This window comes from Aeromonas sp. s10 (assembly GCF_040907975.1).
GTDB lineage: Bacteria > Pseudomonadota > Gammaproteobacteria > Enterobacterales > Aeromonadaceae > Aeromonas > Aeromonas caviae.
Window position 1 is genome coordinate 322010 of record NZ_JBFOCV010000033.1, and the last position, 14532, is coordinate 336541.

Consider the following 14532-nt stretch of genomic DNA (forward strand, 5'->3'; position numbering starts at 1 on the left):
GCTTGTTCTTTGCGGATATCATCGATCGGGTGGCGGTCCGCTACGGACCTGCCAGCTCACCCCAATCCGTCCACCTGCCCGAGGTCCACTATGTTCTTCCAGGTCATCTTTCTCGCCTTGCTGGCCCTGCTGCCCATGGTCAACCCGCCCACCACGGCCACCCTGCTGCTGGGACTGAGCAAGGGCATGTCCCGCGAGCACATTCGCCGCCAGATCAACATGGCCGCCCTCTATCTGTTCGCCACCCTGTGCGTCAGCTTCTTCATCGGATCCTCCATCCTGGATCTGTTCGGGATCTCCATTCCCGGCCTGCGCCTGGCCGGTGGCCTCATCATCGCCTTCATCGGCTTTCGCATGCTGTTCCCCTCGCCAAACCAGTCTGCCGGGGTCGAGGCCAACCAGAATATCGCCTTCGTGCCCCTGACCATGCCCAGCATGTGCGGACCCGGCACCATGGCGCTGGTGATCAGCGGCGCGGCCCAGATCGCCGAGCTGCCGGCCGAGGCCGATCGCGTCGTCATCTATGCCGCCATGGTCACCGCCTTCGCCCTGATGAGCCTGATCAGCTGGAGTGTGCTCAAGCTGGCAGATCCCGTGTGCAAGATCCTGGGTGCCACCGGCATCGACGCCATGACACGCATCATGGGTTTCCTGCTGGTGTGCATGGGTATGCAGTTCTGCATCAACGGCGTCAAGGAGGTGGCGCAGGATCCCGTCTTCCATGGTCAGGTGATGGAACAACCCGCTGCCGCCTTGCCGTCCCATGCCGGATCCACCGCCTTCGATCATCTCGCCGTGCCGCGCCAGCCCTGATTGAAAACGGTGTCATTTTTCGTGCAAATCCCTCCTGATCTTGCGCCTGATCATATTGCCTTCATCTTGATGGGGTAGTCTGGTTTTTGTACAGGCAGGGTTCAGAAGGTTGCCGCTAGCGTGGCATGTGCTGAGCCCATTACTTGAGGAGATATGCAAATGGAAAAGATGCTGACCGAGATTGGAAGCTACAGCCTGTTTCATGAGTATCTGAACGTGGTCGGTGCCGCCAGCCCCGCGCTGACCCGGATCAAGACAGGATGGGAGTTCAAGCGAAAGGATCGCCTGCTCGCCCAGATAAGGGTGGATGACCACGGCCACGCCCGCTTCTTCATCGACGCCCGCGCCATTTCGGTCAACTGACCCGACCCCTTTCCCAGCCCCGGCGCCTGCCGGGGCTTTTTATTGGCTGTCCTTCAGCCTCTTCCCCCTCTAGTGCCATCGGCATCACCCCGATCCCACCCAGCCCTCTCCGTGCAGGAATTATCAGAACTTATAATCAGAAATAAATGGAATAATTAATTATGCGACATTGATCTCATCATCGAAATCAAAAATCGATGATCATGTTCATCATCGAGAGGGATGTTTTACGCCGGGAGTGGCGATGACCTTAAGCAGAGGAAACGATGACCATTGACCTATCAAGCATGATTACCGAGACCCGCAACCCGGCCAGCGTCGAAATCGACCAGCTGTCGACCCTGGAGATGCTGCGCGTCATCAATCAGGAGGATCAGCAGGTGGCGCTGGCGGTGGGCCAACTGCTGCCCGAAATCGCCCGGGCGGTCGATGCCATCGCGGCAGCCTTTGGCAAGGGCGGGCGCCTGGTCTATATCGGCGCCGGCACCTCGGGCCGGCTCGGCATCCTGGATGCCAGTGAATGCCCGCCCACCTATGGCGTCTCTGCCGAGCAGGTGATAGGCCTGATTGCTGGCGGCCACAAGGCCATCTTGCAGGCGGTCGAGAACGCCGAGGATGACGCAGAGCTGGGTGCCCGGGATCTGAAGAACATCCAGTTCTGCGCCAACGATGTGCTGGTGGGCATCGCCGCCAGCGGCAGAACCCCCTACGTACTGGGCGCCATGGCCCACGCCAGCGCGGTGGGTGCCACGGTCTGCAGCATCAGCTGCAACCCCGGCAGCCCGCTGGCCCGGGCCGCCGACATCAGCATGGTGGCGGTGGTCGGCCCCGAGATCGTCACCGGCTCCTCCCGCATGAAGGCGGGCACGGCGCAGAAGCTGATCCTCAACATGCTCTCCACCGGCGCCATGATCCGCACCGGCAAGGTCTACGGCAACCTGATGGTGGACGTGGAAGCCACCAACGCCAAGCTGGTGGAGCGGCAAAAACGCATCGTGATGGAGGCCACCGACTGCGAGCGCGCCGTGGCGGAGCGGGCGCTGGCGCAGGCGGACAACCACTGCAAGACAGCCATCGTGATGATCCTGGCCGGACTCACGGCCGACGAAGCCCGCACCCGTCTGCAGAGCAGCAACGGCTTCATCAGCCAATGCACCCACTGATCGGCCAACCGCACATTGGCCAGGCCAGGGATGACCATCACATAACGAGAACAGGGTGCCAGGCACCCTGCTGACACCACAGACTGACTGGGTTCTTTATGGCAAAAATAACTGACACCATGATCGGCCAGATCATCCAGGCCATCGGCGGCCGGGACAACATCACTCACTGCGGCCACTGCATGACCCGATTGCGACTGAGCCTGGCGGACAGCCTGCATGCGGATCGCGATACCATCAAGCGCATCGCCGGCGTCATGGGGGTGATTGAGAGCGACAACCAGTTCCAGATCGTGCTGGGGCCGGGCAAGGCCCAGACCGCCTGCGAGCTGATGAACGACATGCTGAGCGCAGGACTGGGGGCGCTGGAGGCTCCGGCTGCGGCCCCCACCGAGCTTGGCGACATCGCCTCGGCCAACAAGCAGGCACTCAAGCAGAAACAGAGCAGTGCGGCCCACCGCTTCCTGGCCAAGTTTGCCACCATTTTTACACCACTGATCCCCGGCTTTATCGCCGCGGGGCTGCTGCTCGGCTTGGCCACCCTGATCGAACAGACCCTGCTGCAGGACGGCGCAGCCACCAGCGGCATGCTGGTGGAGCTGGTCGGTTACATGAAGCTGTTCAGCAAGGGATTGTTCAGCTTCCTCAGCATTCTCATCGGCTACAACGCCCAGAAGGCGTTCGGCGGCTCCGGGGTCAACGGTGCCATCCTGGCCTCCCTGTTTGTGATGGGCTATGACCCCCAAGCCACCAGCGGCATCTACTCAGGCATCACCGATTTCTTCGGCCACCACATTGATCCTCGTGGCAACATAATCGGGGTGCTGATCGCCTGCATCATCGGCGCCTCGGTGGAACGCCAGGTGCGTCGCTTCATGCCGGACAGCCTCGACATGATACTCACCTCCTGCATCACCCTGCTGATCATGGGGGCCGTCACCTTCGTCCTGATCATGCCCCTGGGGGTGCAACTCTACAACGGCATGTCCTGGCTCTTCATCCACCTCAACGGCAACCCGTTCGGTACCGCCATCCTGGCCGGTTTGTTCCTCATCTCGGTGATGTTCGGCATTCACCAGGGGTTCGTGCCCGTTTACTTCGCACTGATGGATGCCCAGGGCTTCAACTCCCTCTTCCCCATCCTCGCGCTGGCAGGGGCCGGCCAGGTCGGCGCCGCCCTGGCGCTTTACAGTCGCGCAGCCAAGGACTCCCTGCTGCGCACCCAGGTCAAGGGCACCATCATCCCCGGCCTGCTCGGGGTCGGTGAGCCGCTCATCTACGGCGTCACCTTGCCGCGGGTCAAACCCTTCATCACCGCCTGCTGCGGCGGATCGCTGGGGGGGTTCGTGGTCGGTCTCATCTCCTGGATGGGCCTTCCGGTCGGCCTCAACACCGTGTTCGGCCCTTCCGGCATCGTCGCGCTGCCGCTGATGACCTCGGCCCAGGGGATCTTCCCCGGCATGATGGTCTATGGCCTCGGTCTGGCGGTTGCCTACTTCGGCGGTTACCTCTTCACCCTGCTCTTCGGCTGCAAGAACGTCGATCTGAGCTAACCCTCTCTCCTCTATCCAGCTGGCTATCTGGCCCCGAGCAATCGGGGTCACGGCTTCACTCACCCCGGCTCTGGCACAAGAGCCCACACAGGAAAGACAACAATGAAACAGTCCATGCTTGCCCTGGCCATTCCTGCCCTGTTTGCCGCCGGTACGGCGCAGGCCGCCGTCATCTACCAGGCCGATGACGGCTCCAACGTCGATCTCTACGGTCGCCTCGGCTTCAACGTCTCGGACAAGAAGAACGGCAACAGCCAGGGGGACTTCGACGGTCGCATCGGCTTTACCGCCCGCCAGACTGTCAACGAGCAGGTGGCCGTGATCGGCATGGCCCAGTACCAGGTCAATGCCGCCGAATACGCCAACAACGTGCAGAAGAACAGCAGCGACCTCACCGCCCGTTACGTCTGGGCCGGGCTCGATGGCGGCGAGTGGGGCAAGGTGACCGGTGGCCGGGTCTCTTCCGGCCTCATCATGTTCACCGACATCGGCGACGTGTTTGCCGCCTCCGATGTCTCCATGGCGCGCCAGGCCAGCAAAGTGGACTCCACTGCGGTCCAGGTGTTCCGCCAGGACGGTACCCTGCAATACCAGAACACCCTCGGCAATCTGGATGTATCGCTAGCCTACATCCTCGGCAACGGCACCTCGGATCTCGACTACGGCTACAACGGCGCCCTGCGTTACACCTTCGACCTCGGCGCGGCGGGCAAGCTGGCACCGGTCATCGCCTACCAGCAGAGCAAGGCGGCCCAGACCGATGCCAGCAAGGTGGATCCCGACGCCGACCAGTACCGCTTCAGCGGCATCGGCGCCCGCTACACCCTGGGTTCGCTGATGCTGGGCGCCCTCTACGCGAAGGATCAGGTGAGCTATCGCAACGGCCGGGCAGAAAGTGAGGACAAGGTATGGGAACTGACCGCTGTCTACGACATCAGCCAGAAGTGGGCAGCCCGCGCAGGCTATCGTCACCTCGACAACGACGGGGGAGACGGCATGAGTCTGCGGGATACCACCCTGGAGCTGCAGTACAAGCTCACCCCGCGATCCTCCCTCTACAGCGCCTACGTGTTCCGTGATGGCGAGGATGGTCTGGCTGACAACACCATCACCAGCTTTGGCGGCAGCAGCAACAGCGAGAGCTTCTACCACCTCGGCCTGCGCTACGAGTTCTGATCCCCTGCCGGCCTCTGGCCGGCATTTTCTTTCTGCTGGAGCTCCCCATGATCCGCCTCCTGTTCCTCTTCATCCTGCTGCTGCCCATGACCCTGTCGGTCCAGGCCGCCCGGCTGGAGCTGGCAGACACCCTCGTCCTGCTGGCCTCATCCCGGGGCCAGGTCTCCCCCTTCGATCGAGCGCTCACCCTGCCCGCTGGCGACACCCGGCTGCTGGTACGTTTCGACAGCCCCCTCGACCCCGGCTCCACCAACGAGAGCCAGGGGCGCGTCCGCTCCGCCCCGCTGCTGCTGACCCTGACCCTGCCCGCCAGCGGCACCCTGAAACTGACCACTCCGCCGCTGGCCGACTCCCGGGCCATTCGCCACTTTGCCACCCACCCCAACCTGCGGCTTGAGACCCCCGAGGGTAGCCACCCCCTGTCGGCAACCACCCTCCCCCGCAGCCAGGACAGTCTAATGACGGATTATCAGGCGCTGCTGGCCCGTTACGACGGGTCAGCCAGCGCAGCCACCGCCCTGCCAGCCGTCACGCCCGTGCTGCCCGCAGCCACCCCGGGCGCCGTGCCCGTCGACCCCGAACTGCAACGGCGCTACCTCGCCGCCGACGAGGCTCAGCGCAAGGCCTTCCTGCGCTGGGCTCTCGCCCTCTGAGCCGGCACTGGCCCATAAAAAAACCACCCGCAGGCGGGTGGTTTTTCTCTTTAGGCAGGTCTCGGCGTCTGTTGCAGCCGGGCCCGCGTCACTCCTTGTTGAGACGGTCGATGGCGTCCCGCGTGCCATCGATGAGGGCCCAGGCCTGCTCGTCACGGCGCTGCACCAGACCGAGGAACAGGATGTCGGTGATGGTGTTCTGGGCGGTACGCGACGAGATGGAGGAGATGCGCAGCTCGTTCTCGTCGGCCACCGTGTCCAGCACCATGTCGGCCATCTGCCGCAGAGGGGTGTTGCGAAACGAGGTGACCGCGATCAGGGTGGCGCCGTTGCGCTTGGCCAGCTCGGCCGCCGCCAGCACATCCCGGCTGGCGCCGGAATAGGAGACCACCAGCTGCACGTCCCCCGGGCCCAGGGTCTGGGCGATGGAGATCTGCACGTGGCTGTCCTGGGCGAACAGGGTGGTGACCCCGATCTTGAGCAGCTTGTACCAGAGATCCTTGGCGGTCAGCGCCGAGCCGCCGATCCCCACCAGCTGGACCCGGCCAGCCTGGTTGATGACGTCCAGCACCCGCGCCAAAGTGGCATTGTCGAGGGCCTGGGTGGTCTCTACGATGGAGTTGATCTTCTCCTGGGCCAGCTTCTTGGCCATGGTCTCCAGATCGTCGTCCCGGCCGATGCCGTTGTAGAGATCCCCTACGTTGTCGGTCTTGATGGCGTGCTTGCGCCCCAGATCCTCGCTCACCGCCAGCTTGAAGGCGGTGAAGCCCTTGAACCCGATCTTCTGGGTGAACTTCACTATGCTCGACTGGCTGACGTCAGCCTGCTGCGCCAGCTCCTGAGAGGAGAAGTGGGTCACCTGCTCCGGGCACGCCAGGATGTAATCGGCGATCTTGAGCTCGCTGGGGGAGAGCTGACTGCGGATATTGGAAATTTTCGACAGGGTAAGCATGGGTTCTCTCTGCTGCTTGTTCTGCGGCGCCCTTACTGGGTGCCGCCCACGGTGAGCTGATCCAGCTTGAGGGTGGGCTGGCCGACACCGACCGGCACGCTCTGCCCCTCCTTGCCGCAGACCCCGACCCCGCGATCCAGCGCGAGATCACGGCCCACCATGGAAACCTGGCTCATCGCCTCGGGGCCGTTGCCGATCAGGGTCGCCCCCTTGATGGGCGCGGTGATCCTGCCATCCTCGATCAGGTAGGCCTCGGAGGCGGAGAAGACGAACTTGCCGGAGGTGATGTCCACCTGGCCGCCGCCGAAGTTGGGGGCATAGATCCCCTTCTTCACCGAAGCGATGATCTCGGCCGGATCGTACTGACCCGCCAGCATATAGGTGTTGGTCATGCGCGGCATCGGCAGGGCGGCGTAGGATTCGCGGCGGCCGTTGCCGGTGAGCGGCACCCCCATCAGGCGGGCATTCTGCTTGTCCTGCAGGTAACCCTTGAGGATGCCGTTCTCGATCAGCACGTTGTAACCGCCCGGCGTCCCCTCGTCGTCGATGGAGACGGAGCCGCGCCGACCCGGCAGGGTGCCGTCATCGACGATGGTGCAGTGTTTGGAAGCCACCTGCTCGCCGATGCGCCCGGCAAAGGCGGAGGAGCCCTTGCGGTTGAAGTCCCCTTCCAGACCGTGACCCACCGCCTCGTGCAGCAGCACACCGGGCCAGCCGGCACCGAGCACCACCGGCATGGTGCCGGCCGGGGCGTCGATGGCCTCCAGGTTGACCAGGGCCTGGCGTACCGCTTCGCGCACATAGCCAAACGCCCGGCTCTCGAGCCCGTCCAGCTCGAGGAAATGGTCGTAACCGAAGCGGCCACCGCCCCCCGCGCTGCCGCGCTCACGGCGATCCCCCTTCTCGGCGATGACGGTCACCGAGAGGCGCACCAGGGGGCGCACGTCCGCGGCCAGGGTGCCATCGGTGGCGGCCACCAGGATCTCTTCATAGACCCCGCTGATGGAGGCCATCACCTGATTGATGGCGGGATCCAGGCTTCTGGCGAACTTGTCCATCTGCTCCAGCAGGGCAATTTTCTGCTGCTTGTCGAGGGTTTGCAGGGGATCCAGCGCCGGGTAGAGCAGGTTTGCTTCGGTGCGAGCCCACGCCTTTACCTTGCCGTGAGCACCGGCGGCGGCGATGCCGCGAGCGGCAGTCACCGACTGTTGCAGCGCCAGCAGGCTCAGCTCGTCCGAGTAGGCGAAACCGGTCTTCTCGCCGCTGACGGCGCGCACCCCCACCCCCTGATCGATGTTGTAGCTGCCATCCTTGACGATGCCGTCCTCCAGCATCCAGGACTCGTGCCAGCTGCGCTGGAAATAGAGGTCGCCGAACTCCACCTGATGGCTCATCAGGCTGCCGAGCAGCTGTTGCAGCCGCCCTTCGTCGAGATCGTTCGGGGCCAACAGTGAGGCACTAACCTGGCTCAATAGACTCAAATCTTTCTCTCCACTCTCATGCGAGATGTCGTAACGGTTAAATCCACGGCTGCGGGCTCACAACAGGCGGGCGTGTTGCAGCACCGGCATGGTGCGTTTCAATTCATCGACCAGGGCCCCATCCAGCGGCGCCAGCACAGTGCCCTGCCCCGACGCCCGACAGGCCAGCACCCGGCCCCAGGGGTCGATCACCATGCTGTGGCCCCAGGTCTGGCGCCCCGTCTCGTGGGTGCCCCCCTGGTTGGCGGCCACCACGTAGCACTGGTTCTCGATGGCACGGGCCCGCAGCAGGGGCTCCCAGTGCGCCTCGCCGGTGACGGCGGTAAAGGCGGCCGGCACCAGCAGCACCCGGGCACCGGCCCTGGCCAACTGGCGGTACAGCTCGGGAAAGCGCAGATCATAACAGATCGAGAGGCCGAGGGGACCAAAGGGGGAATCCACCAGCACAGGCTGATCACCCGGGCTGAAGGTCTCCGACTCCCGGTAGCGGCCGTGATTGTCCGCCACGTCCACGTCGAACAGGTGGATCTTGTGGTAATGCCCCTTGAGCTCGCCGTCGGGATCGAACACCAGGGTGCTGGTGTGGATGTGGTCGGCACCGGCGATGGCGGTGGGCATGGCCCCGGCCACCAGCCAGATGCCGTGGGATTTGGCCCAATCAGAGAGTTGCTGCTGGATTGGGCCATTGCCCAATGGCTCTGCCCCGTCCAGATACCCCTGCCGCTCGCCAAAGAGGGCGAAGTTTTCCGGCAGCAGCACCAGCAAGGGGCGCTCCCCGGGCAGACTCGCCAGCTCGGCGGCGATCCGCTCCCGGTTATCCTGCCAGGTACGACCCGATATCAATTGCATGGCGGCTAGCCACATGACGCGCTCCTTCTGTTGGACGAGCCGGTGACACAAGGCCTTCTCGGCTCGCGGGCAATATCTGCACTATGAGGGGTTTGGCGGCCGGGGGAAAGTCCCCCAGCCCGGTGCATGCCCTCAGCGCTGACCCGAGCCCTGGTGCTTGGGATCGAGCAGGAAGGGGGTGACCTCCTTGGCGGGCAGGCCGGGCGCCACCGCATCCACCGCATCCTTCTGGTGCTGGTTGAGCTTGATGCGGGCGCGATCCCGCCCCGCCTCCACCAGCCTGGGGGCGTCCAGCGGGCCGGAGACCCGAAAATCGATGCGGGTCACCACGTCCACCACAGGCTCCAGCAGCTTGGAGAGGGCCAGCACATAGAGCCCGGTGATGGGGGTCAGGGAGAAGGCCGCCACCACAGGCAGGGTGCCCCCCAGGTTGGGGGAGAAGCTCAGATCAAAGTCGAGCCGCCAGCGCACCAGATCCGCGATGCCCTTGCCCCGCAGGTTGCCCGCGGCGCCCTTCATGTAGAAGTCGTTGTTCTCCACCACCCCCTGATTGACCTTGGCGGAGGCGGACATGGACTCGAAATAGAAGCCCTTGTCGAACACATCGCGAAAATCGAGGCGCAGCTTGCGCATCAGGGAGTCGAGGCTCAGCAGGGAGAGCAGCCGGGCCCCCTTGTCGTTGACCTCCCGCAGGGTGCCTCCCTCCAGCTGGTAGTCGGCGCTGCCCGCCAGAGTCGGCAGGCTCAGGCGGTAGGGCACGTCACGCCAGTTCAGATCCAGCGCCAGCTTGCCCGGGGCATCCCCGATGGGCGAGGTGTAGCCGAGCCGCTTGAGCAGGAGCTCGCTGTTGCGGGTCTCGAGGTTCACCCTGGCACGGGTCTGCATCTGGCTGCCACGGGCCAGCCACTCGGCGCTGCCGCGCAGGGTGCTGCCCGCCAGGCGCATCTCCAGCCCCTTGAGATCCAGCCGGTTGGCCCCGGGCAGCAGCTCCCCCTTCACCTCCCCCAGGGGCAGCTCGCCGAAGCGGCAATCCACGCAGCTGAAGGTGAGCCAGGGAATGGCGTCCATGATGGCCCTGTCCTGGCGCTCATCGGGATCCGGGCTGAGATCGGTCCCCTTGCCGGACCAGTAGATGCGGGCAAACTTGGCATCGATGGGGCGCCTATCGGCCACCGGAACCCGCACCACCCCCATCACGTCGGGGCTGTCGATCATCACCTCGGTGGCCTGGTTCACCGGCCCCAGGGTAAAGTGCACCGCCTTGAGGCTGGCGCTGCCGATGTCGGCACGGGCCAGTTGGCCATCCACCCACCACTCCTGGGGCAAGAAAGCGGGACCCACCACCGCATTGTCACTCGGCGCCGTGCCAGCTGGCAGCCACTGCTTGAGACGGGCCAGCCAGCCGGCTACGTCCGCCTGCTGCTGGTTGATGGCGAGCAGCATGGGCTTGTCCTGCATCACCCGCGCCCCGGGCTGGCCGATATTGACCCGCACCCGGCTGAGATAGGGCACGCCGTCGCCATACACCAGGCGGCTCTGCATGTCGATGTCCGCCCCCAGCACGGCACGGATGTCGGCGCTGCCATCCCGCCCACGGGCCGTCACCTTGAGGGGCAGCCGGGTACCCGCCGCCTTGGTCAGGGGCACGGGCAGATCCAGCCCCATGCCCTGCAGGTTGGAGTCCAGCGCCAGCTGGAAGCTGAACGCCTTGTTCTCGGGCAGGGTCAGCCCCAGGGTACCCGACCAGTTGCTGCGCCCCTGGAGCATCTCGAGGGCCGGTATGTCCCGGCGCTGGCGGCGGCTGTCCCACTGCCCCTGGAACTTGAGGTCGGCCTGATAGCCGTGGGGCAGTTGCCGCCCCTGATAATCCAGGGTCAGCGGCTGGTTCCACAGGCTGGCCTTGAGGTTGTGAATGCGCGTCTGCTCGTTGTCATACTCGAGCGTCCCTGCGACCCCGTCGAGGGGCAGATCCAGGGAGGCGATCCTCACCTTGTTGTCCTTGAAGCTGGCTTCCCCGCTGGCCTTGACCTCCCCCTCGCCATCCAGCGGTATGTCGAGCTTCACCGTGCCCTTCATGGGGCCGCGGATCTCCACCTCCCGCAGCGCCTGACCGACGGTTCCCCCCAGCGGCGAGTCCTGCAAATAGTCGCTGATGGCCTTGCCCTCGCCCTCAACCCTGGCATCCACGTAGAGGTGAGCACCCGGATAGAGGTCCGGGATCCAGGCGTGCACCGAGTCGGAGCTGGCCTTGCCGAGCTGGGTGGCGCGGCTGTTCATGTCGAGGCTGGCGTTCTGGAACAGCAGATCGATCTGCAGGTCGGTCAGCGGCTGCCAGCCCGGGAAAAACTCGTAGGTGGCCTGTTGCAGCGGCACCGCCACCTGGAAGACGCCCTTGCCGTTGTCGTAGGGGAAGTCACGGAATTCGCCGTACCAGAGCAAGTCTGCACCCTTGGCCTTGCCCCCCTTGATGGCGCCGCTCAGGTAGCTCACCAGCCCCTCATCCATCACCGCCAGGGGGTAGTAGCGATCCGCATGGGCCGCGTTCTTGACGTCGATGCGCCCGGTCAGGGCGAGGAAGGGGTGCTCGAACAGCTCGAGGCGAAACCGGCTGGCGAGGCGCAAATCCGGGTTGTCCAGGGCAATGTCCTGGCCATAGAGCACCCAGCCTTGGGGCACCCGCCACCAGTCGAGGGCCGCACTCAGGCTGTCCACCGGGATGGGTTCCTTGAAGTGGCGGGCCGGATCCACCTTGCCTTTGCCCAGGGTCAGGCGGGCACGCCCCCCGTTCGGGGTCAGCCAGAAGTCACCGTCCAGCTTTTGCAGACCGGGCACATCGTGCCAGGCCCGGGTCCCGAAGCCGCGTAGTTGCCCCTGCAAAGAGAGCCCCTGCCAGTCCCCGTCGGCCTGCAGGACCAGCTCCTGCAACTGGCCCCTTGGCCGGGTGCGCTTGAGGGTCTCGGTCAGCTCGGGATAGAGGCCGGAGACCAGCTGGCTCAAGTTGGCAATCTGGTCGAGATCGATGGCGGGCACATAGCCCTGGATGCGCGAGCCGATGCGCTCGAGCTGCAGGCGGCTGTGCAGCCAGGTGGCGCCATCGAGCTTGAAGATGACGTCGTGGCTGGCGAGCTGCCACGCCTCGCCGTCCCGGCGCAGCTGGATCTTGCCCCCCTGCAGGTCGAGGCGGTGCGGCTCCCCCTTGATCTCGTCCTTCCAGATCAGGTGGTTGTTGCCAAAGGCCAGCAGGGAGTTGCCGAGCCTGCCCTTCTCGAACTCGCTCCAGAGCTGGAAGTCGAGCTGGCCGCTCACCGGCGGCGCGCCGGCGTGGATCCGGGCCAGCATGGGGCTGATGTCCAGCTCGCTGGCCCCCAGATAGAGCTGGCCCTTGAGGCGGTCGAGCCGCACCTCGGGGGCATCCACATCGATGATGAGGTCCAGGGTGCTCTCCCCCACCCCGTTGATGAGATAGGCCTTGCCGACCCCCTGATGCCGCTTGCCGCGGTTCTGCCAGCGCAACTGGGCGATGTCGAGGGCGCGCACCTCCCCCAGTGCCGTGGTGAGGCTCAGGCGAGTGTCGTGAATGTCGAAGGTGGAGAGCTGGGTCAGCAGGAAGCGCAGCAGGGCCTCCTGCTGGTTCGCGCTCTTCCCGCTGACGGGGGTGGCGGGCTGGGTCATGTCCAGCGCGATGTTGCCGTCGCTCAGGATCAACTGGCCAAACACCGGTCTGAGTTCGTTGAGGGAGCGCCAGAAGTCGAGGTGGGCCCACACCTTGCCAAGGCGCAGGGAGAAACGCCCCGAATCGGGGGCGATGGCCAGTCCTTCCAGCCCGATGGCCGGGCCGCGAGGAGTCCACTCCAGCCCGACGTGATCCACGCTCACCTCGAGCTGACTCTCCCCGAGCAGGGTCCCTATCACGGCCGCCCGGTGCTGGTTGAGCAAAGGGCCGCCCAGTCGTACCACGCTGACCAGAACGGCCAGCAGCACGAAGAAGACTCCGAGGGCCAACCAGCCCCGACTCAGCCAGCGATAGACCAATTACATCATCACCACATCGAACTGTTCCTGCCCACAGAGCGGCTCGGAGACCACCCTGACCTGCTTGCCGATGAAGACTTCCAGCTCCGCCAGACTGTGGGACTCCTCCCCCCGCAGGTAATCGGCCACCGAGGGGGCCGCATAGACGGTGAACTGATCCGCGTCGTAGGCGCGGTTGACCCGGATGATCTCCCGCAGGATCTCGAAGCAGACCGACTCCACCGTCTTGACCCGGCCGCGCCCCTTGCACTCGGGGCACTCGGCGCAGAGCACGTGCTCCAGGCTCTCCCGGGTGCGCTTGCGGGTCATCTCCACCAGCCCGAGCTGGGAGAAACCGTTGACGTTGGTCTTGGCCCTGTCTTTGGCCAGCGCCAGCTCCAGGCTGTGCAGCACCCGGCGACGGTGATCCTCGGACTGCATGTCGATGAAGTCGATGATGATGATGCCACCGAGGTTGCGCAGGCGCAGGTGACGGGCGATGGCGGCAGTGGCCTCGACGTTGGTGTTGAAGATGGTCTCTTCCAGATTGCGATGGCCGACGAAGGCCCCGGTGTTGATGTCCACCGTGGTCATGGCTTCGGTCTGGTCGATGATGAGGTAGCCGCCGGATTTGAGCTCCACCTTGCGCTCCAGGGCCCGCTGGATCTCGTTCTCCACGTCGTAGAGATCGAAGATCGGCGACTCGCCGGTGTAGTACTCCAGCTTGTTGGCAAGCTCGGGCACGTACTCCTCGGTGAAGCGCTTGAGCTGATCGAAGCTCTGGCGCGAGTCGACCCGGATCTTGTCGAGCTCGGCACCGACGAAGTCACGCACCACCCTAAACGCCAGGCTGGGATCCTCATAGAGGATCTTGCAGGGGGGATACTTCTGCTTGCGCTCGAGGATCTTGCGCCACAGGCGCTTCAAGAAGGCGGCGTCCTGTTCCAGCTCCTGCTCCCCCACCCCTTCGGCGGCGGTGCGGATGATGTAGCCGCCCAGTTCGTCCACATAGCCGGCCACGGTGCGCTTGAGGCGCTCGCGCTCCGCCTCGGATTCGATGCGCTGGGAGACCCCCACGTGGGCACTGCCCGGCATGAAGACCAGATAACGGGATGGCAGGGTGATGTCGGTGGTGAGGCGGGCCCCCTTGGTACCGAGCGGGTCTTTGACCACCTGTACCATGATGTCCTGCCCCTGGCGCACCAGTTCGGCGATGTTGCCGGCCTGGAACTGCTCCTTCTCCTTGATCGCCACGCACTCGGTATGGGGGACGATGTCGGAGGCGTGCAGGAAGGCGGCCTTGTCCATGCCGATGTCGACGAAGGCGGCCTGCATGCCGGGCAGCACGCGGCTGATCTTGCCCTTGTAGATGTTGCCCACGATGCCGCGCTTGGCCTGACGCTCCACATGCACTTCCTGCAGCAGACCGTTCTCGACCAGGGCGACCCGGGTTTCGGAGGGGGTGACGTTTACCAGCAGTTCTACCGACATAAGTTACCTTGCCTTTCTAGTTTTGAA

11 protein-coding genes are annotated in these 14532 nt (G+C 64.7%); 6 read left to right on the top strand and 5 right to left on the bottom strand.

Features of this window, described 5'->3' with window-relative positions:
- Nucleotides 1-90: 90 nt before the first annotated feature.
- The 6 genes from AB5Y59_RS10685 to AB5Y59_RS10710 all read left to right on the top strand — a co-directional run bounded on the left by AB5Y59_RS10685 (nucleotide 91) and on the right by AB5Y59_RS10710 (nucleotide 5721).
- The gene (locus tag AB5Y59_RS10685) at nucleotides 91-813 is read left to right on the top strand and encodes a MarC family NAAT transporter (protein WP_368211963.1); all 723 of its coding nucleotides are present in this window, start codon (nucleotides 91-93) and stop codon (nucleotides 811-813) included.
- Between the two features lie 159 nt (nucleotides 814-972).
- Complete coding sequence (locus tag AB5Y59_RS10690) at nucleotides 973-1176, top strand: hypothetical protein (protein WP_041212219.1); 204 nt, start codon at nucleotides 973-975, stop codon at nucleotides 1174-1176.
- 266 nt (nucleotides 1177-1442) lie between these two features.
- Entirely contained in the window at nucleotides 1443-2339 is an 897-nt protein-coding gene (gene murQ, locus AB5Y59_RS10695) for an N-acetylmuramic acid 6-phosphate etherase (RefSeq protein ID WP_103244120.1), read from the top strand.
- A 98-nt stretch (nucleotides 2340-2437) separates the two neighbouring features.
- Entirely contained in the window at nucleotides 2438-3892 is a 1455-nt protein-coding gene (gene murP / locus AB5Y59_RS10700) for a PTS N-acetylmuramic acid transporter subunit IIBC (protein WP_201887962.1), read from the top strand.
- Nucleotides 3893-3994: 102 nt separating this feature from the next.
- Nucleotides 3995-5068 (top strand): porin, encoded by a 1074-nt coding sequence (locus AB5Y59_RS10705; protein ID WP_268451452.1) that lies wholly within the window; start codon nucleotides 3995-3997, stop codon nucleotides 5066-5068.
- 47 nt (nucleotides 5069-5115) lie between these two features.
- Nucleotides 5116-5721: a DUF2057 family protein gene (locus tag AB5Y59_RS10710; RefSeq protein WP_286700929.1), complete on the top strand. Its 606-nt coding sequence runs from the start codon at nucleotides 5116-5118 to the stop codon at nucleotides 5719-5721.
- Nucleotides 5722-5809: 88 nt separating this feature from the next.
- On the opposite strand, the gene AB5Y59_RS10715 is transcribed toward AB5Y59_RS10710, so the two are convergent.
- From AB5Y59_RS10715 to rng, 5 genes are all read right to left on the bottom strand, one after another.
- Nucleotides 5810-6673, bottom strand: a complete 864-nt coding sequence (locus AB5Y59_RS10715; RefSeq protein WP_010672641.1) for an SIS domain-containing protein — start codon at nucleotides 6671-6673, stop codon at nucleotides 5810-5812.
- Nucleotides 6674-6705: 32 nt separating this feature from the next.
- Entirely contained in the window at nucleotides 6706-8154 is a 1449-nt protein-coding gene (gene tldD, locus AB5Y59_RS10720; RefSeq protein WP_069785497.1) for a metalloprotease TldD, read from the bottom strand.
- Between the two features lie 57 nt (nucleotides 8155-8211).
- Nucleotides 8212-9018, bottom strand: coding sequence for a carbon-nitrogen hydrolase family protein (locus AB5Y59_RS10725; protein ID WP_043154366.1), 807 nt, complete (start codon nucleotides 9016-9018; stop codon nucleotides 8212-8214).
- Nucleotides 9019-9135: 117 nt separating this feature from the next.
- On the bottom strand, nucleotides 9136-13035 hold the full coding sequence (locus AB5Y59_RS10730) for a YhdP family protein (protein WP_368211964.1): 3900 nt from the start codon (nucleotides 13033-13035) through the stop codon (nucleotides 9136-9138).
- A complete protein-coding gene (gene rng, locus AB5Y59_RS10735) occupies nucleotides 13036-14505 on the bottom strand; it encodes a ribonuclease G (RefSeq protein ID WP_010672637.1) in 1470 nt (489 codons plus the stop codon).
- Nucleotides 14506-14532 lie beyond the last annotated feature (27 nt).

Excerpts from the sequence above, each read along its gene's own strand:
- murP (WP_201887962.1), top strand. The coding sequence starts at position 2,438 with ATGGCAAAAATAACTGACACCATGATCGGCCAGATCATCCAGGCCATC.
- AB5Y59_RS10725 (WP_043154366.1), bottom strand. The coding sequence starts at position 9,018 with ATGTGGCTAGCCGCCATGCAATTGATATCGGGTCGTACCTGGCAGGAT.
- AB5Y59_RS10710 (WP_286700929.1), top strand. The coding sequence starts at position 5,116 with ATGATCCGCCTCCTGTTCCTCTTCATCCTGCTGCTGCCCATGACCCTG.
- AB5Y59_RS10685 (WP_368211963.1), top strand. The coding sequence starts at position 91 with ATGTTCTTCCAGGTCATCTTTCTCGCCTTGCTGGCCCTGCTGCCCATG.
- AB5Y59_RS10715 (WP_010672641.1), bottom strand. The coding sequence starts at position 6,673 with ATGCTTACCCTGTCGAAAATTTCCAATATCCGCAGTCAGCTCTCCCCC.
- murQ (WP_103244120.1), top strand. The coding sequence starts at position 1,443 with ATGACCATTGACCTATCAAGCATGATTACCGAGACCCGCAACCCGGCC.
- AB5Y59_RS10705 (WP_268451452.1), top strand. The coding sequence starts at position 3,995 with ATGAAACAGTCCATGCTTGCCCTGGCCATTCCTGCCCTGTTTGCCGCC.
- AB5Y59_RS10690 (WP_041212219.1), top strand. The coding sequence starts at position 973 with ATGGAAAAGATGCTGACCGAGATTGGAAGCTACAGCCTGTTTCATGAG.
- rng (WP_010672637.1), bottom strand. The coding sequence starts at position 14,505 with ATGTCGGTAGAACTGCTGGTAAACGTCACCCCCTCCGAAACCCGGGTC.